Origin of the sequence: Halomonas halodenitrificans DSM 735, from assembly GCF_000620045.1 — a bacterium.
Taxonomy (GTDB): Bacteria; Pseudomonadota; Gammaproteobacteria; order Pseudomonadales; family Halomonadaceae; genus Halomonas; species Halomonas halodenitrificans.
Genome location: NZ_JHVH01000001.1, coordinates 360,377 through 385,716 on the forward strand (window position 1 = coordinate 360,377; position 25,340 = coordinate 385,716).

General features: G+C 61.6%; 25 protein-coding genes, 1 pseudogene and 1 riboswitch. Of the genes and pseudogenes, 2 read left to right on the forward strand and 24 right to left on the reverse strand.

What is annotated here, in order from left to right:
- Window positions 1-43 precede the first annotated feature (43 nt).
- Window positions 44-124: riboswitch (SAM riboswitch) on the forward strand.
- Between the two features lie 173 nt (window positions 125-297).
- Window positions 298-513 carry a hypothetical protein gene (locus Q358_RS0101750; protein ID WP_027960462.1) on the forward strand — a complete coding sequence of 72 codons (216 nt, stop codon included), beginning with the start codon at window positions 298-300 and terminating at the stop codon, window positions 511-513.
- 115 nt (window positions 514-628) lie between these two features.
- On the opposite strand, the gene Q358_RS19100 is transcribed toward Q358_RS0101750, so the two are convergent.
- The 23 genes from Q358_RS19100 to Q358_RS0101860 form a co-directional block, all read right to left on the reverse strand.
- Complete coding sequence (locus Q358_RS19100; protein ID WP_425402529.1) at window positions 629-823, reverse strand: transposase domain-containing protein; 195 nt, start codon at window positions 821-823, stop codon at window positions 629-631.
- 326 nt (window positions 824-1,149) lie between these two features.
- Window positions 1,150-2,091, reverse strand: a complete 942-nt coding sequence (locus Q358_RS16330; RefSeq protein WP_084286401.1) for a tyrosine-type recombinase/integrase — start codon at window positions 2,089-2,091, stop codon at window positions 1,150-1,152.
- A 2-nt stretch (window positions 2,092-2,093) separates the two neighbouring features.
- Window positions 2,094-3,860: a MobH family relaxase gene (gene mobH / locus Q358_RS0101760; RefSeq protein ID WP_027960463.1), complete on the reverse strand. Its 1,767-nt coding sequence runs from the start codon at window positions 3,858-3,860 to the stop codon at window positions 2,094-2,096.
- Window positions 3,861-4,177: 317 nt separating this feature from the next.
- Window positions 4,178-6,442, reverse strand: a complete 2,265-nt coding sequence (locus Q358_RS0101765; protein ID WP_027960464.1) for an SNF2-related protein — start codon at window positions 6,440-6,442, stop codon at window positions 4,178-4,180.
- Window positions 6,443-6,535: 93 nt separating this feature from the next.
- The gene (locus tag Q358_RS0101770; protein WP_425402530.1) at window positions 6,536-8,089 is read right to left on the reverse strand and encodes a DUF6094 domain-containing protein; all 1,554 of its coding nucleotides are present in this window, start codon (window positions 8,087-8,089) and stop codon (window positions 6,536-6,538) included.
- A 17-nt stretch (window positions 8,090-8,106) separates the two neighbouring features.
- A complete protein-coding gene (locus Q358_RS0101775) occupies window positions 8,107-8,700 on the reverse strand; it encodes a hypothetical protein (protein ID WP_027960466.1) in 594 nt (197 codons plus the stop codon).
- Window positions 8,701-8,782: 82 nt separating this feature from the next.
- Window positions 8,783-9,406, reverse strand: a complete 624-nt coding sequence (locus tag Q358_RS0101780; protein WP_027960467.1) for a DUF3275 family protein — start codon at window positions 9,404-9,406, stop codon at window positions 8,783-8,785.
- Between the two features lie 93 nt (window positions 9,407-9,499).
- The gene (gene radC / locus Q358_RS0101785) at window positions 9,500-10,039 is read right to left on the reverse strand and encodes a RadC family protein (RefSeq protein ID WP_051530124.1); all 540 of its coding nucleotides are present in this window, start codon (window positions 10,037-10,039) and stop codon (window positions 9,500-9,502) included.
- 77 nt (window positions 10,040-10,116) lie between these two features.
- Window positions 10,117-10,482, reverse strand: coding sequence for a hypothetical protein (locus Q358_RS0101790; RefSeq protein ID WP_027960469.1), 366 nt, complete (start codon window positions 10,480-10,482; stop codon window positions 10,117-10,119).
- Window positions 10,483-10,947: 465 nt separating this feature from the next.
- Window positions 10,948-11,961 carry an isocitrate dehydrogenase gene (locus tag Q358_RS0101795; protein ID WP_027960470.1) on the reverse strand — a complete coding sequence of 338 codons (1,014 nt, stop codon included), beginning with the start codon at window positions 11,959-11,961 and terminating at the stop codon, window positions 10,948-10,950.
- A 50-nt stretch (window positions 11,962-12,011) separates the two neighbouring features.
- On the reverse strand, window positions 12,012-14,093 hold the full coding sequence (locus Q358_RS0101800) for a HelD family protein (protein ID WP_027960471.1): 2,082 nt from the start codon (window positions 14,091-14,093) through the stop codon (window positions 12,012-12,014).
- Between the two features lie 36 nt (window positions 14,094-14,129).
- Complete coding sequence (locus Q358_RS0101805) at window positions 14,130-15,746, reverse strand: peptide chain release factor 3 (RefSeq protein WP_043487460.1); 1,617 nt, start codon at window positions 15,744-15,746, stop codon at window positions 14,130-14,132.
- Between the two features lie 58 nt (window positions 15,747-15,804).
- Window positions 15,805-16,116, reverse strand: coding sequence for a hypothetical protein (locus Q358_RS0101810; RefSeq protein ID WP_027960473.1), 312 nt, complete (start codon window positions 16,114-16,116; stop codon window positions 15,805-15,807).
- A gap of 3 nt (window positions 16,117-16,119) precedes the next feature.
- Window positions 16,120-16,353, reverse strand: a complete 234-nt coding sequence (locus tag Q358_RS0101815) for a hypothetical protein (protein WP_027960474.1) — start codon at window positions 16,351-16,353, stop codon at window positions 16,120-16,122.
- A 194-nt stretch (window positions 16,354-16,547) separates the two neighbouring features.
- Window positions 16,548-17,063 (reverse strand): hypothetical protein, encoded by a 516-nt coding sequence (locus Q358_RS0101820; protein WP_027960475.1) that lies wholly within the window; start codon window positions 17,061-17,063, stop codon window positions 16,548-16,550.
- Between the two features lie 6 nt (window positions 17,064-17,069).
- Entirely contained in the window at window positions 17,070-17,411 is a 342-nt protein-coding gene (locus Q358_RS0101825; protein ID WP_027960476.1) for a TraR/DksA family transcriptional regulator, read from the reverse strand.
- Window positions 17,412-17,534: 123 nt separating this feature from the next.
- A complete protein-coding gene (locus tag Q358_RS0101830) occupies window positions 17,535-18,002 on the reverse strand; it encodes an S-ribosylhomocysteine lyase (RefSeq protein ID WP_027960477.1) in 468 nt (155 codons plus the stop codon).
- A gap of 60 nt (window positions 18,003-18,062) precedes the next feature.
- On the reverse strand, window positions 18,063-18,410 hold the full coding sequence (locus Q358_RS0101835) for a putative quinol monooxygenase (RefSeq protein ID WP_027960478.1): 348 nt from the start codon (window positions 18,408-18,410) through the stop codon (window positions 18,063-18,065).
- 24 nt (window positions 18,411-18,434) lie between these two features.
- Complete coding sequence (gene metK, locus Q358_RS0101840) at window positions 18,435-19,655, reverse strand: methionine adenosyltransferase (RefSeq protein WP_027960479.1); 1,221 nt, start codon at window positions 19,653-19,655, stop codon at window positions 18,435-18,437.
- A gap of 34 nt (window positions 19,656-19,689) precedes the next feature.
- Complete coding sequence (gene cfa, locus Q358_RS0101845) at window positions 19,690-20,847, reverse strand: cyclopropane fatty acyl phospholipid synthase (RefSeq protein WP_027960480.1); 1,158 nt, start codon at window positions 20,845-20,847, stop codon at window positions 19,690-19,692.
- 195 nt (window positions 20,848-21,042) lie between these two features.
- Window positions 21,043-21,897: a universal stress protein gene (locus Q358_RS0101850; protein ID WP_027960481.1), complete on the reverse strand. Its 855-nt coding sequence runs from the start codon at window positions 21,895-21,897 to the stop codon at window positions 21,043-21,045.
- Between the two features lie 14 nt (window positions 21,898-21,911).
- Window positions 21,912-23,402, reverse strand: coding sequence for a SulP family inorganic anion transporter (locus Q358_RS0101855; protein WP_027960482.1), 1,491 nt, complete (start codon window positions 23,400-23,402; stop codon window positions 21,912-21,914).
- A 549-nt stretch (window positions 23,403-23,951) separates the two neighbouring features.
- Window positions 23,952-24,170, reverse strand: a complete 219-nt coding sequence (locus Q358_RS0101860; protein WP_211248297.1) for a hypothetical protein — start codon at window positions 24,168-24,170, stop codon at window positions 23,952-23,954.
- 322 nt (window positions 24,171-24,492) lie between these two features.
- Between Q358_RS0101860 and Q358_RS18500 the strand changes: the two genes are divergently transcribed.
- On the forward strand, window positions 24,493-24,897 hold the full coding sequence (locus tag Q358_RS18500) for a hypothetical protein (protein WP_156940843.1): 405 nt from the start codon (window positions 24,493-24,495) through the stop codon (window positions 24,895-24,897).
- A 168-nt stretch (window positions 24,898-25,065) separates the two neighbouring features.
- Here the strand turns inward: Q358_RS18500 and Q358_RS18775 are convergent.
- A pseudogene (locus tag Q358_RS18775) lies at window positions 25,066-25,340 on the reverse strand (IS1380 family transposase); the annotation flags it as partial.

Sequence of the window (25,340 nt, forward strand, 5' to 3'; positions counted from 1 at the left end):
GCCCGGCCGAAAGGCGTTGACGGCACCCGGCATCCATAAGTACTCTTGATTCAGCGCCGATTTGAACCATCAGCTTGCGGGCGCTTTAAAAATGCAGCTAAAGCGACGCCAGAGGCCCGCTTTAGCACACGCTAAGCGGGTTTTTTGTTGCCTGATCAACGGGCTGCCGCCGATTTAAGCACCAACTTGCGGGCGGGATACAAGTGCAGCTAAAGCGGCGTACGACTCCACTCCCCTGAGTCGGCGCTTGCCGAACTCACGCTCTACAGAGCACCACAGGGGAACAAGGAGACGATCATGACCCATCGCACCAGCGGATCTCACGACCAGGCCACGCCGGCCATTGCCGACACCTCCCCCGCATCAATACGCAGTGGACTGGCCGCCCTGCTCGCCCAGAGCGACATCGTTCGCCCGGAGCTTCGCAACGCCTCCATCCTCGGAGCGCAAGCGACCCCACGGCTCGCGCGCCGCGATAACCGGAATCACCACACGCCACCTGCGGACTGGTAGGCAGCCACGAGAACCTCCCCGACATGCTTGTAAAGGATAACGACTAGTCGGTGCCGTATGGCGATCAGCATTCGAGCATTGCTGCCGGTGCATGATCAAGCAGGTTTTGCCGGCTCTACGGTAGGAGTTCATGGAGCCGGTTCTGCTTCTGAGCGGGCAGCCGTTCCAGCACGCCCTTAAGGTAGGCGTAGGGGAGGCAGATAAAGAAGGGACTGGTACGTTTCACGCACGCACAAAAAAACCGCCTCTTGGGCGGTCGGTCAATCGCACTGGGCGATTGAAATTTAACGCTTTCAAATGGTGCCGACACCAGGAGTCGAACCCGGGACCTACTGATTACAAGTCACACCACTTAAAAAACCTGAAAAAACAAGGTGCTACGTAGCACAAAAGGCTTCGTGAAATGCTTACAGGGACAACCTGAGAAACAGGGTTTATCACCAGCATCACACGGCATCATCAGGTAGCTATTGAAGAGGACGGAGGCTAAACTGTCAACCTGCATTCAGACAGGCTAATTCATACTATCGTCTAGTGAGCACCGCAAAAGGGTCACCAAGAAATGCAAAGGCGGTGCCAGGCTTTCAGCCCCGGCACCGCACCGGTCAACTTAAGACTCTCCTCTGAGAGAGGGGTTTAGACGCGTCCCTCGATGACACTACGCAGGCTACCGATGTCGACCTCGACATACTCGAGTGTCGTGCTGATATTGCTGTGGCCAAGCAACGCCTTGACGATATGCAGATTGCGGTCTGGCTCCTTCATCAGCTCGGTACCCAACGTATGCCGGAATCGGTGTGGACTCATCTGATAGCCACAAATCTGGGACAGCTTCTGGTAGAAACTCTCCACCTGCCAGGAGTCCATCGTCTCCATTCGGTGCCGAACACTGAATCGGTTCACATTGAAAATCTGTTCACCACGCTTGACCCCCACCATCCTTGCCGAGTTCATCAGGTTTTCTAGGTGCGGATAAAGGGCATTAGATATTGGAACAAAATGCTCTCGATTATTCTTGGCACCCTGCCAGGTAGCTGTAAGGACGCGACCCTTCAAGTCAATATCTTCGGGCTTCATCAGCAACAACTGAGTCAGACGGATTCCCGTATGATAGAACGTTTCAAACACCACCTCCCAGAACCATGCAGGATGTAGCACCGATGGCTTCTTTCGGTAACGCTCAATCTTCTTATGCAAATCGATTGCTTCCCTGGCCATCTCGACTTGGCGCTTATTCAGAGTCTTTTTCCTCTTCTTAGGAGAACTCACCTCCATCTTCAAAAATGGATTCGAGGAAACAGGTATCAAGGCATGGTCTATAGCATGCTTGAAAAGAATCCTGTTGTGTCGACAGTAGTTGTTCCAACTTGAGTGTGAAAGATTTCTACCCGATTCAGAGAAGCAGAAGTTTCGCCACTTTCTGACATCTTCACGACCCACCTCCTCAGGAAGCTTCTCCTGACCCAAAAAACGGCGAAATAGCTTTACAGGAACACAATATGAGACCCGGCTTCTTTCTGTCAGCCAGCGTTCAGAAAAATAGGATTGCAACAAGTCATCAAAGGTAAATGTTTTCATTCTTAATTCTTCCCATCAATCAGGTCAATAAAAGGGTTATCAAGAACCTCTTTCCCCTCATCCATCAGGTCATCCTTACTCACAAGATACCCAGACAGGGTGCTCGACTTCTTGTTTGGTCCAACCACTTTTACCTTGTGAAAACTTCCACCATCCTTGTTCTTCTTGTGCCGCTTCAGCTTCTGGAATGAATCCTGAGCCTCTTTCCACCCTTTCTCTTCTCCGTTCACCTCCTGGCAATAGCGCTTGAATACCTTGGGACTGACCACAAACAGCATGCCATTTACGGCATGCACCAGGGCCTTTGAGTCGTTCATCAATATTTTGTGGGTTCTCAAACCATCTCGCAGCCAGGAGAGAAAAGCTTCTCCGTGTGATGCCTCTTCGGACGATGCATCAAGCAAAGAGCTATCGTCACCATCAGCAGGACTAGGCGCCAATTTCCTCTCCAAATTTGGCACTTCTTTCTCAGCGTCGCCTGTCGCGATATCAAGGATCGAGTCCTCAAGATTACCCCGCGTAGTCTCCTCGCTATTTTCATCCTCTAGTTCATCTGACTTCTCCGCAGACGAAGACACCTCACACTTTTTTGGAGCTGGGTGATTTTCACTATCCGCCTGACTCCCTTCAGCAGCTTCAACAGGTTCGACATTTCCTGAAAAAACATCTGGCTGCTCATCACCGGACCAAACAAGAGACTTGTGAACCTTGAGCATAGACAGTTCAGTTTTCCACTCTCCCATTTCGATCGTACACTTCCAGACCGACCGCCCCTCTGCGTTCTCAATAATCAGCCCATGCGACTGCATCTCATCGTATAGACGAGACTCATTGGTTGGAACATTCTCAACTCCATGGGTAAGCAGATAGCTCTTTATTTCTCTAGGTACCAGCGGCGTTACCAGCCAAAGTGCTTCATGGGTGACAAAACCCTGAGCCCCTTTTTCATTAAGCCGGATCTTTTCCGTAACGATATGGCGAATAGCAACTTTCAGCTTGCTCTGCAGAGACTCCCTGGGTGCTTTCTCAATACTGGAGACTTTGCCACCCAGAGATTTGGCGACGCTGGCCCTATCAGCCTGACTGACAATTTCACCAATAACTCCGGAACGTTCTGAGTGACCACTGATGGCGTACACCAGCAGACCAAAAAGATCCGGCTGGCTCTTCAGCCACTCGAGCCCGGCATTACCCACCACTTCCTTGCACAGGAGTGGATTAGCCGCAGCGTGAAGAAAGTAGTCGCGACCCTTGATATATCTAACGCGATACTGATCGGGAATAGTGCCTTCCCAAAGGCACCATCTACGCCCGGACTTCAGGTGGATATCGACGTCGACGATAACCTTGGCAATATCATGCAGCAGGCAGGCATAGATCACCGCCACGCTCCACAGCTCTCCGGTAGAGGACTGTCTTTCAGGCGACTCATTTGGTGGGAGCAGGTGCTGCCGCCGTAGCCTGAGGCCAAACACACAGGTCTCAAGGCCATGGTCCAGCATCCCACCAGGGTAGCTATGGTGGTGAGACTCCGAGGCAGGCAGCAACTGAACCCGCTCAGCGTAGCGTTGCAGAGGCTCTTTTACGTAAGCTTCGAAGACCGGCGCTGTCAGCGAGGTGCTTTCCTGGACCGCCTTGAGCAGCTGCTGCCGATAGGGCGTTGCCAGCAGCTGCGCACCGGTGCGCGGAGTTTCCCAGTGGACATCATCCTGGACGCTGTCACTGACGGTCACATTACAGCGGCCACGTAGAAATTTGAGAATCTGCAATTTTCGCTCCTGTGGATGCAGTCCATGCATCACAGCAATGCTCCCTGAGGAGCACCAGAAGAAACGTTAATTGCGATGAGGCGGGGTTACGCCAGCGCACTCCTTGCCCTAGCGTGATTTCTGTGGGATGCGACCCAGAGAAAGCATAATTTTATTTAGCAGAGAAATTATTACGATAGGAATATGCACATATATTAACTAAGAAAAATCTGATTATTATGTCAATAATGCTTACAACTAAAGCCGCATCTACAGGCAGCACCTTGCCAATCTGATAGAACTACCCCCTCCGAAGAGGGGGTATGGGTTGGGTTAACTCAGGTCACCAGCTGCCTGGCCAGTGCCATCTCCACGGAGTCTCCATCCGTATTAAGGGCATCCAGACCCGACTCGGGCACGTCTCCCGACGTGCTCTGGGCCACAGCGATCTTCTTGGCCATCAGCGATAGGCAGGCGATCTGAGACGATCCGGCATAGCCGAGGTAGAGCACCTTCACCGGCTGCCGCTGGCCGATCCGCCAGGAGCGGCGGGCGGCCTGCTGCAGGGTGTAGACGTTCCAGCCCGTCTGCATGAAGACGATTGTGGGGAAGTCCAGCAGGTCGAGCCCGGTCTTCACCAGGTCCGGATTGGTGATCAGTACGTCGACACCGCGGTCGACCTGATCGGCAATCCAGTCCTCGCGCCGCTGGGTCTCCACGCTGGAGCGTAGCACCGCAACCTTGAAGCCGGCCTGAGAGAGCACCGCCTTGAGTCGACTGCTGGTATCACGCTTGCCGGTGTAGGTCGTGTAGACCAGCACCTTGCGACCCTCCGCCTTCTCTCGCCGGCAGATCTCCACCAGTTCCCGCTCCTTGGGCATCGGCTGCTGCTCGCCGTATAGGCTCTTCACGAACGCCAGCAGGCTGCCCGAACGCGGATGCTTGACCGTCTCCGGTCGGAAGCAGCAGTCCGGCCAGGCCAGCAGCGCATTGAGCACCACACCCAGCAGGGTGGTGTCCTTGCGTGCCAGGGCTTGTCTAAGCTCGGCGGTCAGTTGACCCTCGAGCCGCCGATAGGCAAAGGCCTGCTCATCGTCCATCGGCACCTCGATGAAGTCTTCATCGTAGGTCGGCAGTACATTGCCACCGATGTCCTTGAGCTTGAGGAAGACGGTGAAGGGCAGCACGTAGTGCATGATCCCCTTGGGGCCGAAGCCCGGGGCCTTGACGGTGCGCACCGACAGCTTCTTGCCTCGCGCTGTCTTGTGCGACTCGCCATCGCGCTCGGTGTAGATGTCCTTCAGCACCCCATGATCACGCAGGAACGACATGGCCGCAGGGCCCATCGATCCGCGCCCGTTGGGGCGATACCCGTCCTCGAGCATCTTCGGCGTGAGGATGCGGAACAGCAGGTGGAACAGGTCGTCGGCATAGCCGCCCATCAGGGTGCCGGTCAGCAGCAGCGACTTGCGCGCCTTGGCCGCCAGCACGCCCATGGCCTGGCCTTGGGCCGACCCGGCGTTCTTGTACTCATGCCCCTCGTCCACGATCAGCAGATCGAAGGTATGATCCGGCAGCTGCCGTTTGATGAACTCGGTCGGCTGATAGCCGCCTTCGCCAAAGCCGAACTCCATCGTGGCCATGGCGCGCTCCATGCGGGCCGCCTGCCGGTCGGAGAACACCAGCTCCCCATTCTCATCCATGAGGTTGATGAACTCGTGGATGTTGTCACCCAGCAGCGTGGCCAGGAACTCCTCGCCGAACTGCTGCACCAGGCGCTCCGAGGAGACCTTGCCGATGGTGGGCAGCTTGCGCAGCGCCTTGAGTACCAGGTCGCGCTGCAGGGTGCCCGTCGCCCGCTGGGGTCGCATCAGCGTCCAGAGAGGGCTGTAACAGTGCCGGCACTTGTGGCGCCGCTCCTCACGGAGAAACTGCGACAGCGATACCGCTTCGTTGTCGCTGTCGATCACCGTGCCACCGCACTGGGGACAGGCCGCCAGCTCGCCGCCCGGCACGCGCTTGCGCACCGCTGCGGGTCGCCAGTGGAAGCCCATGCGCATCCGCACACGCCCCAGGATGAAGAACTCCGGCCGCCCATCGGACGGCTGGCCCAGGGCCTCACGGAGCTTGAGCAGTTTGACCAGGGTTTCCGGGCCGTTCAGCACCCAGACCCTGGCCTGATCGACGGTCTCCAGGATCTCCCGCCGCCACTTGTAAACCAGGTGGGGCGGCGCGATCACCAGGAAGCGCCGATAGCCCTCGTCGTGACAGACCGCCGCGGTGGCGATGGCCATCATGGTCTTGCCGGTGCCCATCTCGGCGTTGATGATGCCCGCCGGCTCGTTCCGGTCGAGCAGCAGCGCCGAGATGGTCTGGACCACCTCGGCCTGCTCAGGGAAAGGCGCCCGCTTGAGGGCCGCCATGACGGCCTGGCGACGAGGGTTGGCCTCGCCGTCATAGACCGGGGGATGGGAGCGGTTAAGCGAGGCCAGCAGGCCATCACCAAACTCCTCCACGAAGGCGTTGAGGTCCACCTGAGGCCCGAAGACCTCGCCAGACTGCGCCATGCCGGCCGGCGCCGGCAGTTGAGTGATGTCGTTCATGTCCGTCTCCTTGTGCACAAGAAAACGGCGGACACTCCCCTCCCCTGGCGGGTTGGAAAGGCCCGCCGTGGGGAATGGCGCCCGGGGCGCCGGTCAGTAGTCGTCTGGCAGCAGCAGCGTGGTGGCGCTGCGATCCGCCTCGGTGATGATCCAGACCGTGAGCGACTCACCAATCCGGTAGGAAGAGAGCAGCCTGTCACCGTGAATCAGGGCCTGCTCGTTGCTCTGGCGGTCCTCCTCGGGCACGTCACCCCAGTCGCCGGTGACGTGTCGTCGGAGCAGCGGCATGGGCGAGACCTCGCCTCGCTCCACCAGCTCGTTCACGGCCCGAGTCATCACCACACGTCCTACGTCGAAGCGGCGTAGATCCGGCCTCGCGGCACGTTCGGCGACCCGGTTGAGCGGTGCAGGCGCATCGCCTGCCTCAGCATCGGCCGTCTGATCACCCTCTTCCGGCTCGCCATCATTGGCCGCCTGCGTCGAGGTAATGGTCAGCAACTGCCCACAGTGCGGCGAGTCTGGCGTCATCTCCCAGGCGCGGATCACCGGCACGAAGCGGTCGGTGAGCACGCGGGTCTCGGTGATGGAACCATCCTCCCGCTCGGTGAACTCGGTCTTGGCGACCTTATCCTTGTGGGTGTTGCCCTTGACCACCAGGCAGCGGCCGTTGGGCGCGGTCACCACGCCGGAGATCGCCCCGGCCGCCAGCGACAAGGCCAGATGCCAGGAGGAGAGTCGGCGCACCGGGGGACGCGGCGAAAGGCCGGTCTTCCCGAACACGCTGCCCGCCTCGGGCCAGAGCCCCTGCAGCTTCCCGACCTCATCGGCCAGCTGCTCGGCATCGAGCGACACGCGGTAGAAGTGGCGCAGCTCGCCCTGAGCCGCCGGTACCACGTAGGGTTCAAAGGGCCACACCTCCGGGATCACCTCGGGTATGACCTCCTTGCTTCCCACGCGCAGCAGCTGGGCGCGCATCGCCTTGGCCTCCTGACTGCGCTGCGCCTCACGGCGTCGCACCCGGCGGCCCAGGATCATCACCTGCTGAAAGTCATCCACGGCGGCGCGGAAGACCCGCAGCTCTGTGAAGTGGTTGACCAGCCAGCCGGTCAGCTCCTTGTCCAGGGCGTAGTCGGGAACGATCAACACCAGCACGCCCCCGACCTGCAGGGTGCCAACGGTGCGCTGGTAGAACAGCTTCTCCAGGCGCCTGCGCCCCTTGCCCTGATAGCTTTCGTAGCCGGCGTGGTCGGCCAGCAGGTCGCCATAGGGCGGGTTGAGCCACAGGCAGCCCATGCTGCGCGGTGAGATCACCGTGTCCATCAGGTCGCCCTGCAGGCCTCTATCCACCAGGCCATGCATCGAGGCGGCTCGCTCGGCGTGATACTCCACGCCGCAGGCCTGAACGCGTTCGCGCCCCAGGTGGTGCGCAAGCTCGGCGATGGCAGCGCCCTCCCCCGCACAGGGGTCGAGCACCCGCATCCGGCCGGCGCTCGCCGGGCTCAGCGCCTGAAGCACCCGCTCGAGCGACGCCTCATCCGTGGGGAAGTAGCCATTCCTGGCGAAGTTGCGCGCGATGCGCTGAAACATCAGTGCCATGCGACACCTCCTGTCGGTTGGGTATGGTAGGCGCGGCCAGAACGGCCGCACCGTGGTGGAGCGAGAGCTCAGGGCTCGGGGGTAAGCACGCCGGCGCGAATCATGCCGCTGAGGCGCGGGGCCAGGTCGTTCTCATCGAGTGAGATCTCCCAGGCCTGAATCGGCCCCTGTGAGAACGAGGCCGGCAGTACCGCCTGCTGGGCATGCAGCAGCGTCATCACCGGCATCTGCCAGTGATCCAGCAGGGGCAGCGGGCAGAGCTCCCGCACGCAAGGCCACAGCTGGTCATCCACCGTGCAGGCGCCCTCCTCGTCGTCGAGCAGGACGATGCTGTGCAGGTTGGCGCGATCCGGCGTGATGCAGCGCTGATCGAAGAGCCATACGTGCACCAGGGTGCCGAAACGCGTCTGGCGCAGCCGGGCGGAGCGCCGGGAGTAGCGGTCCATGTCGCCAAAGACCATGGGGTGGCGAGTGTCGCCCTGGCAGAGATGCAAGGCATCCAGGCCATTGTCTGCCGTTGGCAGCGTCAGCCTGGCCAGCAGCTCCTGCAGCGCCGTGTCCCGCCCCCACAGGGAGAGAAACAGGCACTCACGCTGCCGGCCAATGCAGAACGCATCGGCGTATAGGTCCAGGCACTCATCGAGGGTGTAGAGCTCGGGCATGATGGCCTCCATCGGTTAGCGAAGAGCGATGGGGACATCCCGAGCCCAGGGCATCGAGATGCCCCGGTGGGGAGTGGCTGCCTCAGGCAGCGGCTTGCCAGGTCTGAGTCGGCGCCTGGAATCGGTAGCCCAGTTCCTTCAGTCGACTCACCTGACGGCGGAACAGCGCTCGGTCCACGGTGGGATCGAGCTTGACGCTCTGCCCCAGGGGCCAGAGCAGGCCGAAGAGCTCGGCATCGGGATTGGCGTCCTGGCCAGAGGCGTAGGCATCCGGGGCTTGGGGCCCTGACGCCTCGCCGGCTTCACCCTGAGACGATGGCACAGGCGGAGCCGCCGGCTCGCCCGGCCCAGGCGTGGATGGGGGGGCTGGCTCGGAAGGCGCAGGAGCAGCCTCCTCCTCCAGCGGATCCATCTCCGCGGAGTCGAAGCGCGGGCCATGCTGGGTTACCAGCATGCCGTCCTCGGTCAGCAGCATCTCGCCGACCTTGGCGCGGACCTCCACGACCAACCGGCCACTGGCGAAGTAGCTCGCCGGGCGGATCTCGAGCAGCAGAAACTCGCCCTCGAACACCCCTTCGCTGAACTGGTCCAGCTGGGGGTCCTTGATGACGAACTCGCCGATCGAGGCCGCCAGCCGGCCGACGTTGAAGGGGCCGTTGCGCCCATGAATGGTGCGGACGGTAAGCCGTCCGGGGATCTTGATCATCACCAGACTCCTGTTCGACAGGATGCAAAAAGAGCGGACGGGGCCGGCAGCGCCGGCACCCGTCCAAGAAGTCACGGGCAAGCGCCCGAGGTGTCAGAGATAGCCCCGCTCCGCGAAGGAGACCGAGTCCGAACCGCCCACCACGATGTGGTCGAGCACGCGCACTTCGATCAGACCCAGCGCCTCCTGGAGGCGCTGGGTGATGCGTCGGTCCGCATCGCTCGGATCGGGCTCCCCGCTCGGGTGGTTGTGGGTGAAGATCACCGCACCGGCATTGTGGTGCAGCGCCGCCTTCACCACCTCTCGCGGATAGACCGAGGCGGAGTCGAGAGTGCCGTGGAACAGCTCGCTGAACTCGATCACCCGGTGCTGGGTGTCCAGGAAGATGGCACCGAACACCTCGTGGTCGTAGCCGGCCAGTTTGAGCCACAGAAACTCACGTACCCGATTGGGTGTGTTGAGCTTCATGCCCTTGGAAACGGAGCGCTCCACCACCTGTCGCGCCGCATCGATGACGCGGTCATCGGGGGCCGCCAGGTAGTTGCCGTTGCTGTCGCGCACGAACAGCTGAGGCGCGTTGGATGGGGAGTAGCGAGACTCTGCCGGGAGGGCAGCTGCTGAAGTGTGTGTCATGACCAGGACCTCCGGACATGACCGAGACCGCCCCCTCCGGGAGCGATGTCCCGGTCGGGGTGGGTAGAGAGGAAGGGTTACGCGGCGAAAAGCTGCGCGTGGTTCAGCTCGTCGTGGCGTGCCACCAGCAGGTAGTCACCGTGCTGGCGGTCGCCTTGCACGACCAACGCCTCGAGCTCGAGAGCCAGAGGCTGGTGGGGGTTCCCGCTTGGCGGGATGCGATGGTGAGTCAGCCGCACCGCCTGGGTCCCTGCCGGGTACCCGGAAAGCTGGCTTGCCACGTTCTGCAGCAGCAGCTGGAATCGTTCGATGGGAGTGACCCCATGCTCCGAGACCACGTGCTCTGCGACATACATGCAGTCGTCCATGACCCGCTGGCTGATGCGGACCTTGCCCACAAAGCCATGCTCACAAGCCAGCGACGACATATCGTAGGATTTCATGGTGAGTCTCCTGTGATGATGCACAAAGGGGACACACCTCCCCACCAGGGAATGTGAATCCCCTGGTGGGTGATGGCACACGAGTGCCGAGGAAGAGATTAAGCATCCAGCCCGGATGGGCGGCCTCGTCTCGGGATGCGCGAGGCCTTGGGAGATGGCGTACCGCCAAGCGGCGCACCCTTGAAACGCCTGGGTGCCAGGGTGCCTCGGTTGGAGCCGGTCGAGACCACCGGGCCGCCATAGGCGGTGCTTGCCTGATTAAGGCTACATCACCGATCCCCACCGTCAAGCACAGGAATGCCAGAACATTCTTTAACGGGCCAGAACCTGAAGCCATCGATGCGGCCATCACCTGGTCAGTCATCGTGTCGGTTCCTGGCTGACGTGGGCCGTTTTCGTCCCTCGTATCTACCCAGTGGAAGGCAGCTGGCCTTAGACGTGGATCAACGAAGCGCCGACCTGGCCTCAGTTGCGCAGATTCGCCACCAGGGCATCGGCGAAGGTATCGGTCGTGCCGTTGCCGCCCATGTCCGGCGTGACTTGCTCGCGGTCATTTTCCAGTACCTCGCGGATGCCACCCCGGATCTTCGCGCCCTTTTCCACCATTCCCAGATGGTCGAGCATATCGGCCGCCGCCAGCAGCAGGGCACAGGGGTTGGCAATCTTCTTGCCGGCGATGTCCGGCGCCGAGCCGTGCACCGCCTCGAAGATGGCCACCTCACTGCCGATGTTGGACCCCGGGGCCAGGCCCAGACCACCGACCAGGCCGGCACACAGATCGGAGAGGATATCACCGAACAGATTGGTGGTGACGATGACATCGAACTGGTTGGGATTCATCACCAGCTGCATGCAGGCGTTGTCGACGATCATCTCCTCGAGCTCGATCTCGGGATAGTCCCTGGCCACCTCGCGGGCAACCTCCAGGAACAGGCCAGAGCTGGTCTTGATGATATTGGCCTTGTGCACCGCGGTGACCTTCTGGCGACCTTTCTGGCGAGCCAGCTCGAAGGCGTAGCGCACGATACGCTCGGAGCCGCTGCGGGTCACTCGAATGCTCGACAGGGCGGTCTCGCCATCCTCGGAGAGGCTCTGGCCTTCGGCGAGATAGGCGCCTTCGGTGTTCTCGCGCACCGTGATTAGGTCGATGTTGTCATAGCGCGAGCGGGTACCGGGAAAACTGATCGCCGGACGCACATTGGCATAGAGGTCGAAGTGGCGGCGCAGCTGCACATTGATGGAGGAGAACCCCTTGCCGATCGGGGTGGTCAGCGGCCCCTTGAGGGCCACGCAGTGTGTCGCTATCGCCGCCAGCGTCTCGGGAGGTACCAGGGTGTCATGCTTGTCCAGGGCGGCAAGGCCGGCATCATGAAACTCGTAGGTCAGGTCGCAGTCCAGCGCATCCAGCACGCGCAGGGTGGCCTCCATGATCTCGGGGCCGATGCCGTCACCTTTCAATACCGCAATCGTTTGACTCACCTGGGGATCCTCGTGGTAGATGGTGTGTTGCATGAAATGGAGACCACCCCTCAGGCGGGCTCCAGGAAGGGTGTCAGGGGGCCGGCATGGGTCAGCGCCAGGCGGTGCATGGCCCGGGTGCAGGCCACGTAGAGCAGGTTGCGCTCCATGTCGGTGGCATAGTTCTTCGCCGTGACCTCGGGCACGATGACCCGGTCGAACTCCAGGCCCTTGGCCATGTGCGCGGTGCAGACGACGATGCCCTGGCCAAAGGCGCTGCTCGTCTCGCCGAGCAGCTGCAGCCGCTCGAAGTTGCCGTGCTCGCCGCTCTCCAGCGCCTCGAAGACCTTCGTTGCCTGCTTCTGTGTCTTGCAGACGATGCCGAGGGTGTTGTGCTCGGAGGCGGCGAAGTCGCGTGCCAGCCCGCCGATGGTGGCGAGCTCTGCCTTGCGGGTGCGGGCCTTGATCACCGCCGGCTCTTCGCCATGGCGTTCGATCGCCTCCAGCTCGGGATTGGGCGAGATACGTTGGGCAAAGCGAGTGATCTGAAGGCTCGAGCGATAGCTCTTGTTGAGGGTCACGCAGGAGGACTGGCGCAGTACCCGGCGTATCTCCTCGGCCTTCGAGGCGCTGTAGGGATTCACCGACTGGAAGGCATCGCCGAGGATGGTCTTCTTGCACGAGAAGAGTCGGCCGATCACCGCATACTGCACCGGGGTGTAGTCCTGCATCTCGTCGATCAGCAGGTGCTTGACCTCGCGCCAGCGCGAGCGCACGCCCTCCAGGCGCATCTTCAGGTAGATCAGCGGAAAGACATCGGCGTACTCGAGCCTGCCCCGCGAGGCGGTCCTGAACAGCTCCGGCCGGCCCAGCCAGTCGTAGAAGCCCTTGTAGGTCTCGCGCAGAGTCGCCTGCCGGAGCATCGTCTTCACGGCCGCCTTGAGCTGCTTGCGCTCCTCGGGTTCCAGGTCGTAGTTGTATTGGTTGCCGATCTTGCGCTCGATCTCCCAGCTCACCTGTTTCAGGCGTTCATTGGTGGGCAGGTGGCGGTGCTTGCGGAAGACCTCCTCGAGCAGCCAGGCGGGCACCAGCCGCCGGGCGATCCACAGGTCTTCGGCGGCGAAGCGGTTGGCCTCCACGTGACCTGCATAGCGGTCGAGCTCGGTCAGGAAGTCCGGCGAGGCCTTGTAGCGCAGACGCGCCTTCATGGCCTCGTCGTCCTTCTCCAGCAGCGCCGTGGTCTGCTCGAAGAAGCTCTCGAAGCGGTACTGGCCGTCGAGCAGCTCATCGGCCAGTTCCTCCATGCCGACCTGATTGACCGTCTCCTCACCGAGTTCCGGCAGCACGTTGGCAATGTAGTCGGAGAACACCTGGTTGGGCGAGATGATCAGGATGTCCTCGGAGCTCAGGCTGTCCTTGAAGCGGTAGAGCAGGAAGGCGATGCGGTGCAGGGCGATGGAGGTCTTGCCGGAGCCGGCCACTCCCTGGATGACCAACGCCTGGGCCTCGTCATTGCGGATGATGGCGTTCTGGTCGCGCTGGATGGTGGCAACGATGTTCTTCATGCCCTCATCGGAGGCGCGGCTCAGCTCCTCCTGGAGCACCTCGTCGACCACGTGCACCGCGCTGTCGATCATCAGCTCGATCTCGCCGCCCTTGATGCGGAACTGCCGCTTCAGGGAGATCTCGCCGGCCACCGGCCCCTCGGGGCTCTCGTAGGTGGCGGGACCGGTCTCGTAGTCGTAGAACAGCGAGGCGATGGGCGCCCGCCAGTCGTGGACGCGGCTCACCCCAGCGAGGTCATCGTGGAAGTGGTGGATGCCGATGTAGACCGGCTCGGCCCTGTCGCCACGGGCGAAGTCGAATCGACCGAAGTAGGGGGAATGCCGGAGCTTCTCGAGCTTGCGGCGTCGGGCCAGGGCGTTGTCGCCGGACATGACGGACTGCTCGATGGACTCCCGGGCCGAGATCTTCTCGATATGGTCCATCTCGTCACGGCTCGACCAGAGATACTCCTTCTGTGCCTGGATATCCTCGGCGTAGTCGGCAAGGCGCGCCTCCAGCTCCGCCAGATTGGCGTCGATGCGTGTCAGGGTGTGCTCGAGTTGGCGCCGCTCGGCGGCCCGTTCGGGGGTATCGGCTTTCTGGTTCATCGTGGTCCGTTCGGGTCGATATTCGGGGTAAAGGGATCAGGTCGCGCCAACTTCACGGGTGCTGTGGAAGTCGATCTCCGGCCACTTTTCGAGGGTCAGATCGAGGATCGAGCGGTTGGGCGCCATGAAGGCCAGCGCCCCGGCGGCATCCCGCGCCAGGCGGTTGGCATTAGCCTGGCTGAAGCGCTTCATCGCGGCGGCATCCTCGCTGCTCACCCACAGCGCCTTATGCACCGGCACGCTCTCGAAGGCGGCATCGACCCCGTATTCAGCTTGCAGCCGGTGGGCCACGGTCTCGAACTGCAATTGTCCCACGGCACCCAGGATCATTCCCGTCTTCTCCAGTGGCTCGAACACCTGGATGGTGCCCTCCTCGCCCAGCTCCAGCAGCGCCTTGTTGAGCTGCTTGGCCCGCAAGGGATCGTTCAGCCGCGCGGCGCGGAAGATCTCCGGGGAGAAGTGCGGAATGCCCTCCAGCTCCAACACCTCGCCCTCGGTGATAACGTCCCCGATGCGCAGGCGACCATGGTTGGGGATGCCGATGATGTCCCCGGCATAGGCGGAAGCGAGATGGGCCCGCTCCTGGGCCATGAAGGTGATGGCGTGATCGAGCCGGATGGGCTTGCCGCTGCGGATATGTCGAGCTTTGAGCCCCTGGCGATAGGCCCCGGAGCAGACCCTCACGAAGGCGATGCGGTCCCGGTGCTGGGGGTTCATGTTGGCCTGGATCTTGAACACGATGCCGGTGAAGGTCTCCTCGTCCGGCCTTACCGTGCGCTGGCGGGCCTCGCGCCGGCGTGGCGGTGGCGCCCAGGCCACAAGTGCCTTGAGGATGTCGCGCACGCCGAAGTTGTTGATCGCGGAACCGAAGAACACCGGCGACAGATCACCGCTGAGGAAAGCGTCTTGATCGAAGGGCTCCGCCGCCTCGCGCACGATTTCAACCTCCTCCTTGAAGGTGGCATGGGCGATGGGGAAGTGCTCCACCAGATAGGGATGGTCCTCCCCTTCCAGCACCTCGAGATCGGTCTCGGGTCGGCTCTCTCCCGGGGTGAACTTGAGCATTCGCTCACTGGCCAGATCGAAGACGCCGGCAAAGTCTTTGCCCATGCCGATGGGCCAGGTGATCGGTGCACAGGGCATGCCCAGGATCTCCTCGATCTCGTCGATAAGCTCCAGGGGCTCACGAACCTCGCGATCCATCTTGTTGATGAAGGTGATCACCGGCGTTCGGCGCATCCGGCACACCTCTAGCAGCTTGATGGTCTGCGCCTCGACGCCCTTGGCGGCATCGATCACCATCAGCGCCGCGTCCACCGCGGTGAGCACGCGGTAGGTATCCTCCGAGAAGTCCTGGTGACCGGGCGTGTCGAGCAGGTTGATCACGCAGCCATCATGCTCGAACTGCATGACGGAGCTGGCCACCGAGATGCCACGCTGCTTCTCGACCTCCATCCAGTCCGAAGTCGCGAACTGGTTGCTCTTCTTGCCCTTGACGGTTCCTGCGGAACGGATCGCGCCGCCGTACATCAGCAGCTTCTCGGTCAAGGTGGTCTTGCCGGCATCCGGGTGCGAGATGATCGCAAAGGTACGCCGTCTGGCCACCTCGCCATGCAGCGAGGTGGCGGATCTGGGGGCTGTGTTGGTTGACATGATTGGCCTGCTGGGAAAACGAACCGGAAATTGTCGCAGCAACGGGAGAGATCTGCGGTCAATCCCAGGAAGGCTCCCTGGCCATGCTCGCCTCCTGCGCGAAGAGCACCGGGTCATGGGTGCGCCAGAATACCGAGCGGATACCCGGCCCCGCCCCGAGTAGCAGCGCAGCATCGATGGGATTGAGCGCCTGATCTGCCTCGAGCTCCACTCCTGACAGGGTGCGATGGCCCGATATCCGTTGTCCCATGAACAGCAGGTCGTAATCGACGCAGTCGTGTGACTTCGGTCGTTGCTGTTCGAGGCTGAGATAGCCTAGTTCCAGAAGTTGCTGGATGCGCGGAGAGGATGGAAGTGTCTCGAAGCTCATCGGTTACTCCCCCTGGTAGCGCCAGGAGCGCACACCGCGCAGAAGCGCACGATTGGCGATGCTCAGGAAGCGTCCACGCTCCATGATTGCCGAGGTGACGCCGGCGCCATGCATGTCCTGATACACCACCAGCAGGGTGGAACGGGGGTTGATGGGTAGGTGGTCATGAACACTTACCCAGCCATCCTTTGCGGATAGCCGTTCGGCATCGGGGAGGAAGGCCCCTTGGTCGCTCATACACGTATCCTTTACTTGTCTGGCAGACAGGCAGCCACGGTAGTGGCGTGCCGAAGAAACGTCGAAGACGCAGGATACGGGAGCGCTAGGGCGGACTGATGAGGGTGTCGGTAAGTAACTGAGCCAACGGATTGCTCCTTGCAGTTACCAGCGACCTCAGGGAAAGGTATCTGGAAGATGGGATTAGAAGACGTTTACGATAACAAACTCTTGAATGACCGTTCAAGGGAAGGGGGGCGGTCGTTCTGTACCTCAACGAGCCAGTTGGCATATAGCACTGCTTCCTGATTTCCACTGGCGATCAGCTGGAGGCGACGCAGGTGGCGGCGTCTTCGGCACGTGTCCAGCAGCACCAACGCGAGCTCTGCCACCAGGCGCTCCTGCAGCAGGGGCAGGCCAGCCTGCTGCGGCAATGGCAAAGCCAGCGAGGTCACCTCGTGACGATCGGCCACGCGCAACGCATTCCGGTAGCTAAGCAGCAACTTTCGCCTCTCGTCCTGGTTCACCGTCTCGGGCGGCATGAACTTGATCAGCTGAGGGGTCGTATCCATCGGTGACCAGGCCATCCAGGCGTGCCCCACGGCCGCAGTGCCCAGGTCTCGCCGCTGCGCATCGGTGGCCGGCACCACCTCGGCATCCAGTGTTTCCTCATCGAGATCCTGGCGGTTTCTGATCTCGATGGTCACGTTGTCCTGCGTTAGTTTCAGCATCACTCCTCACTCGGCACAGTCGATACATTTCAGCACGGTAGGGTCCCACTCGAGTCGCTTGGGGCCGATCCATTCACCGCATTCGATGCACTCCCCATACTCGTTCCGGGCGATGCGTGACAGGGCGGCATCGATACGTCGGATTGCCAGCTGCCGACGATCCTCCTCGGCCTTGGCCATGGCCTGCCCCTGCAAGGCATCCATGCGCGACAGGCGCCCCACGGACTGCTGGTCCAGCACCACCGTGGCGCGGCTCTCCTTGCTCTCGAAGCTCTGATCGATCAGCGCCGCCTTGGTATCCTCGAGTTGATGGGTGATCTTCTCGATATCGAGTTCCGGATGATTCATCTCTACCCCTCGTTGATCGAGCCAAAGGGGCCGGCGGATTGGCCCGCTACTAGATTCCACCGACCGAAAGACTCAACGTAGCCGCTTTGCCCATGATTTTGTAGCGCAAGCGCAGCAGATGAATTAAGCAAACACCTGGGTCCACTCATCGCGCTTGGCCAGGAGACCACGAGCGATCTCCTGGGCGCCTTCCAGGCTGTGGCTGGCCGCCCAGCCGCACTGCATCTCGTTGCAGGCCGGGACCTCGGTGGCCTCGAGCACGTCCTTGAGGGTGCCTTCCAGCAGCTCGAGCACGCCGTCGTAGTCGTCGTGATTCAGCAGCGCCACGTAGAAGCCGGTCTGGCAACCCATGGGGCTAATGTCGACCACCTTATCGGAGTGGTTGCGCGACAGCTCCGCCATCAGGTGCTCCAGGGAGTGCAGGCCGGGCATCTCCATGTGCGCCTGGTTGGGCTGGCAGATACGCAGGTCGTACTTGTGGATGGTATCGCCGTGCTCGCCGGTCTTGACGTCAGCCAAGCGCACATAGGGGGCCTTCACCTTGGTGTGATCCAGATTGAAGCTCTCGACGTTCATCTTCTGCTCGGTCATGAGGTTCTCCTGTGGTATGCATGGGCACGGGCGGTCATGCCCGTGCTATTTATGTCGGATTCAGAGTTCCGGGGCGTCGTAGTCGTGGGGCTCGTCGGTGTAGACGCAGACATTGGCATGATCCACGTCGCCGTCATCAGCCTCGACCTGGCTGGCAAAGAACGCCTTGATCTCGCGACGGTTGCAGTGCGCCTCGAAGGCCTCGCGGCTGGCCCAGATCTCGTGGAAGACGATGGGGTAGCTGGCACCCTGGGCATTGGGGTGATCGATATGCCGGGTCACCGTGTACTGGAGGCAGCCGTCCTCGCGGTGCGCATTGGGCTCGAGCGCCTGCAGGGCCTTGAACACGGCCTGTTCGCGGCCGGGCTTGGGTTTGAAGTTGGCGATACAGTAGAGCTTCTGGGACATCTTGTTTCTCCGTGTCGTCGGGGGTCAGAGCCTGGCGGCGTTGCGCAGGCCAGCGGCCTTGTCGGTGGCCTCCCAGGGGAAGGCGGTGAAGGTCTCGGTATGCTCCTGGCCCTGGGTGTCGGTCCAGGTGTAGGAGGTCTCGAAGGGCTCGCGACCGAAGTGGCCGTAGGCCGCGGTCAGCCGGTACATGGGGTGCAGCAGGTCGAGCATGCGAGTGATGGCATTGGGCCGCAGGTCGAAGTGCTCGCGCACCAGCTCGATGATCCGCGCATCATCCACCTTGCCGGTGCCGAAGGTGTTGACCGAGACGGAGGTCGGCTCGGCCACGCCGATGGCGTAGGAGACCTGAATCTCGCACTTGTCGGCGAGCCCCGCGGCGACGATGTTCTTGGCCACATAACGGCCGGCGTAGGCGGCGCTGCGGTCGACCTTGGAGGGGTCCTTGCCGGAGAAGGCGCCGCCACCGTGGCGGGCCGTGCCGCCGTAGGTATCGACGATGATCTTGCGACCGGTCAGGCCACAGTCGCCCACCGGGCCACCGATCACGAACTTGCCGGTCGGGTTGATATGGTACTTGGTCTCGGCGGAGAGCCACTCGGCCGGAATCACCTGCTCGATGATCTCGCGCTTGACGATCTTGCGCAGCTCCTGCTGGTCGATGCCCGGGTCATGCTGGGTGGAGAGCACGATGGCATCCACCGCGCAGGGCCTGCCCGCGGCGTCGTAGCGGAAGGTGAGCTGGCTCTTGGCATCCGGACGCAGCCAGGGCAGCAGGCCGTGCTTGCGCAGCTCCGCCTGGCGCTCCACCAGGCGGTGGGCGTAGTGGATCGGCGCCGGCATGTAGCTGTCGGTCTCGTTGGTGGCGTAGCCGAACATCAGCCCCTGGTCGCCGGCGCCCTGATCCTCGGGCTTGCTGCGGTCGACGCCCTGGGCGATATCCACGCTCTGCTTGCCGATCAGGTTGAGCACGCCACAGGTCTGGCCGTCGAAGCCCACGTCCGAGGAGGTGTAGCCGATGCCGGTGATCACCTCGCGCACGATGGCCTCGAGATCGACCCAGGCGGAGGTGGTGATCTCGCCGGCAACGATCGCCACGCCGGTCTTGACCAGGGTCTCGCAGGCCACCCGGGCCTGCTTGTCGCGGGCGATGATGGCGTCGAGCACGGCATCGGAGATCTGGTCGGCGATCTTGTCCGGGTGCCCCTCGGAGACGGATTCGGAGGTAAACAGGGAGTATTCGCTCATCGGGAATCCCAGGTGAGTGAGTGGTAACGCGCTATCAGTTGACGCGGCGATAGCCGCCAAGCTTGCCCTTCTTGCTGAGCACGAACTGCCAGAGCTGGATGTCGCGGGCTCGGAAGGCCCCGGCACAGCTCAGCAGGTAGTAGCGCCACATGCGGTAGAAGCGCTCGCCGTAGGCCTCGGCAAACTGCGGCCAGGCGGCCTCAAAGTTCTCGTGCCAGGCCATCAGGGTCCTGTCGTAGTCGGCCCCGAAATTGTGCAGATCCTCGACCACGAACAGCTCCTCGGCAGCATCGGTGACATGCCCCAGGGCCGGCAGCTCGCCATTGGGGAAGATGTACTTGTCGATCCAGGGATCCGGCGTGGTATCGCGCACGTTCTTGCCGATGGTGTGCAGCAGGAAGAGGCCATCGTCCTTGAGGCAACGATTCGCAACGTCCATGTAGGTGCGATAGTTCTTGCGGCCGACATGCTCGAACATGCCGATGCTGACGATGCGGTCGAACTGCTCGGTCTCGTCACGATAGTCCTTGAGGCGAAACTCCACCGGTAGGCCCTGCTGCATCAGGCTCTTGCCATAGTCGGCCTGTTCGCGGGAGATGGTCAGGCCCACGCACTCCACACCATAGTGCTCGGTGGCATAGGCCATGAAGCTGCCCCAGCCGCAGCCGATGTCGAGCACGCGCATGCCGGGCTCGAGCTCGAGCTTGCGGCAGATCAGATCGAGCTTGGCCTCCTGGGCCTCGTCCAGGGTGTTCGCATCCTTCCAGTAGCCGCAGGTATAGGTCATGCGTGGGTCGAGCATGGCGGCGTAGAAGTCGTTGCCGAGGTCATAGTGGGTTTCGCCGACCTCGAAGGCGCGGCTGGCGGTCTGCAGGTTGATCAGGCGGGTGCGCAGATGGTGAAAGACCAGCTTGCGTGGGTTGACCTGTTCGGGAAGACGGGCACGCAGCAGGCGGAAGAAGAACTCGTCTAGGCACTCGGCATCCCAGTCACCGTTCATGTAGCTTTCGCCAAGGCCCAGATTGCCGCGGGCTAGTGCCTCGTCGATAACGCCGTGGGCGTTGAACTTGATATCCCAGGGGCGGTCACCGTTGATATGGATATCCGCTCTCTCCAGCAGCTCGGCGACGAAGCGCTGCGAGGAAGAGGTTTCATCGAAAAAAGCCGAATGAGCAAAGGTCTTGCTGTTCAAGGGTCGCTTCCTTGTTCTGCCCTCTCGCCAGGAGAGGTGATGTCATCAGGGGTCCTCGTTGTGAGTGGGGCATAAGGGAAGCGCGAATCAGGGCGGGGTGATCGTCAATCTATCGGCTCCTGTACAGGGCACTCGCGTGCCTGGAAGGAAAAAACCGGCACACACCAATGGAACGATGGGCCGGTTTCGGGAAAATCAGCGCAGCAACAGCACCGGTATGCGCGACTTGCGCAGCATCTCGCTGGTGGTACTGCCCACCAGCAGGTGGCGGATACGAGAATGACCGTAGGCGCCCATCACCAGCAGGTCGATGGCATGCTCCTTCTGGTAGGTGTGGAGTGTCGCCTCTACCTCACCGGCGCGGATGGCACCCTCGGCCACATGACCCGCATCGCGCAGGGTCTTGAGCGCCCAGTCGAGCTGGGAGCGGTTGTCACCGGTCTCGGCACCGACGATCACCACATGCACCGGCACGCCCTCGAACAGCGGACTCTTCGCCAGCATCTCCACCCCCTTGCGGGTGGTTTTGCTGCCATCGAAGGCCAGCATCACCTTCTCCGGCTGCTTGAAGATGTGGGGCACCATCAGGATCGGCCGATGCAGGGTGCGCACCACCCGCTCCAGGTTGGAACCCAGGTGGCCGCTGTCCTGGTGGGCGGTCTCGCCACGCTTGCCCACCACCAGCAGGCGGATCTCCTCCTGAAGTTCCTCGAGGGTCTCCACCAGGGTGCCGTTGCGCTGGCGACCGGCGGGCTCGCTCACGCCATCCTCGACGGCCCGCTCGATAGCCGCCTTGATCATCAGTCGGCCCTGTTCTTGGGCCACCTTGGCGCGCTGCTCATCGAGCTGGGAGAGCTCCTGGAGCAGACGCTCTCGGGCGCCCGCCCTGAGGTTGCCGGAGAGATTGCGCTCCTCCGGCGGCAGGTGGTTGTCGTTGACGTGCAGGAAGGTCAGCGGAGCGCCCAAGGCCAGGCTGGCCCAGGCGGCATAGTCGCACACCCCTTCGGAAAACTGTGAGCCGTCGATGGCGGCCATTACCTGTTCTGTCATTGCGTATCTGCTCCTTAGTGACCGCCCATCAGTTTCTCGACGGCTTCGGGATCATCATGCACCGCATAGCGGTCGACGATGGTGGCGCTGGCCTCGTTGAGGCCGATCATCTCCACCTCGGTGCCCTCGCGGCGGAACTTGATCACCACCCTGTCGAGGGTCTGGACGGCGGTGATGTCCCAGAAATGGGCGCGGGAGAGATCGATGGTGACCTTCTCCACCGTCTCCTTGAAGTCGAAGGCGTTGCCGAAGCGCTCGGAGGAGGCGAAGAACACCTGGCCTACCACCTTGTAGATGCGAGCATTGCCGTCGTCGACCTCCTCGCTACCGATATAGAGGATATTGCCCACCTTGTTGGCGAAGAACATGGCGGCGAGCAGCACGCCAACGAAGACGCCGATGGCCAGGTTGTGAGTGCCCACGGTCACCACCACGGTGGCCACCATGACGAAGTTGGTGCTCATCGGGTGCTTCTTGAGGTCCTTGATGGAACTCCAGCTGAACGTCCCGATGGCGACCATGATCATCACCGCGACGAGTGCGGCCATTGGAATCTGGGAGACCCAGTCGGCCAGGAACACCACCATCAGCAGCAGCGACACGCCGGCGATCAGGGTCGACATGCGACGGCGACCGCCGGACTTGATGTTGATCACCGACTGGCCAATCATCGCGCAGCCCGCCATGCCGCCGAGCAGGCCGGCACCGATGTTGGCGATGCCCTGTCCCTTGCACTCGCGGTTCTTGTCACTGCGGGTGTCGGTCAGGTCGTCGATGATGGTGGCGGTCATCATCGACTCCAGCAGGCCCACCACGGTCAGCATCAGTGCGGTGGGGAAGATGATCATCAGCGTCTCGAGGTTGAGCGGCACCTCGGGCCACAGGAAGACCGGCAGGCTGTCGGGCAGCTCGCCCATGTCACCGACGCTGCGGATTTCCATGCCGGTCATCATGTAGACGGCGGTCAGCACCACGATACAGACCAGCGGCGAGGGGATGGTCTTGCCGATCACCGGTACCAGGGGGAAGCCGTAGATGATCGCCAGACCGGCCAGCGTCATGGCGTAGACGTGCCAGGTCACCCCGGTCAGCTCAGGCAGCTGGGCCATGAAGATCAGGATCGCCAGGGCATTGACGAAGCCGGTGACCACCGAGCGCGACACGAAGCGCATCAGCTCGGCGAGCCTGAGATAGCCGGCGATGATCTGCAGCACCCCGGTCAGCAGGGTAGCAGCCAGCAGGTACTCCAGGCCGTGCTCCTTGACCAGGGTGATCATCAGCAGCGCCATGGCGCCGGTGGCCGCCGAGACCATCCCCGAACGCCCGCCGGTAAAGGCGATGATCACGCAGATCGCGAAGGAGGCGTAGAGGCCGACCTTGGGGTCGACCCCGGCGATGATGGAGAAGGCAATGGCCTCGGGGATCAGCGCCAGGGCGACGACGATGCCCGCCAGGGTGTCGCCCTTGAGATTGGAGAACCAACTCAATTTCATTTTTTCGTACATGCTGCGGTCCAGTCAGGGGATGAATCAGTTCAGCCTCGTGACACGATAGCGATGACGCACACAGCCACCCGACACCCAGATAGGTGCAGAGCAAAGCAATGAAATGTGGGAGTCACGCACGTATCGGGTCAGAGGTAACGCCTTTGACGTAGCGTGAGGATCGGGCGTGTCGCCTCGTTGACGGCGGGCGAGCCCAGAAGGGGGGGGAGCGCTAGGGCGGAGTCATCAGCCCTGAGAAAGAGGTTGTCATGGGGTGCTTTAGCCTTCTATCGCGATGATCGACATCGTTCATAGCACCAGAGCTTGCCCGGTGAAATTGCATGTCATCCCGTGGAAAGCTAGGTACTCTACCAAAATTCACGCTGCATTGCACACTTGAGGGAGGTATGCGCAGGATAGGACATCTCTCAGCCTGGCCAGACTCCAGGCTCCGATGCGGATGAGCGGTGTCGGCGACCCCAAGCTTACAGCGAGGGCATAGCAGGGTCCTGAGAACGCCGACGGAGTTCTTGATCACCTGCGCATCGAGAGCATGAAGCGACAGGACACTTATGTGCGCTCGTCCTCCCCGGCCAGCTCCGCACTTACGCTGCGGAACTGCTCCAGGGCGGCTTCCAGGTTCTCGACGATCTCGGTGGCCAGCACGTCCGGCTCCGGCAGGCTTTCCATGTCCTCCAGGCTGTCGTCCTTGAGCCAGAAGATATCCAAGTTGAGCTTGTCGCGCTGGATCAGCTCGTCGTAGCTGTAGGGTCCTGCACAAGTCTGCAAGCAGGCCTTCAGCAGCAATGCTACATTATTAGCAATTACCAAAGTTTTATCAGCAGCAGGGACCATGGAAAACCTGCCTCACGCAGCACCGAAGTCGATGCTCTCTTCCCCGAGTCGTTCCCAGGAGATAAAGGTTCCTTTCGGGGAGCGCGACGGCAGGCTATATCCTCCTGGTCATGTCGAAAGAGGTCTCGGCTGCCGCTGTACCTGTCCAGAATGCGGTGCTGATCTGGTTGCCAAGCGATCCTCGAGGGGCCTTGCATTCTTCGCCCACCACGACAGGACCGAGTGCATTGGGGGATATGAAACCGCACTGCACAGGATGGCCAAGCAGATCATCGATGACGCCAAAGCCGTTAGCCTACCTGAGTACAGTGTACGCGTTCAGGTCACCTCTCCCGAAGGAATCACCTTGGCAGGGTCTGCCTATTTCCAGCCACACTACACTGCTATCCATGATGTACGGCAGGAAAGTCGAATAGAGCGCTGGGTACCTGACATCACAGCTAGACTAAAAACCCGAGCCACTATTTTTATCGAGATCTATGTGAGCCATGCGGTTGATGGAGACAAGCCGGAAAAACTCGACAACCTCTTTGAAATAGACTTGAGCACACTTACTGAGGATACCGTTTCAGACCTAGAAAAACTTAAAGAGGCAGTATTGCCTGAATCCGTGATGCCGGCGTCGACACTTTCCCTATCGCCGTCAGCGAGCATTTTTTGACCTCCGATTCCGTCTCAACCGCCGAATGCATCTCTGCCATGGCCAACCATAGCGGCATCGGCCGGCGACGATGACCCGTTTGCTCATGCATTGCTACCCGCCGGGTACGGTGATGCTGGCTGCCGGTGACCGTCAGCCCTCTGCGTGGTGCCTTTGTCCGACAGACGATCAGCATGGCGTGCCTCGCGGATAGCGCAGGCGGCCTCGCAGGGTGTTCAACACCGTCATGCGTCCGATGTCCTGCCCGAAGTCGAGGATGATCTGCCGCGCCTTTTGAACCACGAGCGCCGCACGATGCACCAGCTCTTGTAGCACGGTGCGGATCCGGCGCCGCTTGGCGGGATGGCGCACCGGGCTCAGCTCGCCGGTCATGCCCAGCTGCCCCATCAGCCGCAGGATGTTGTAGGCCAGCTGGGCGAGGTGCAGGATCAGATCGTTGGTGG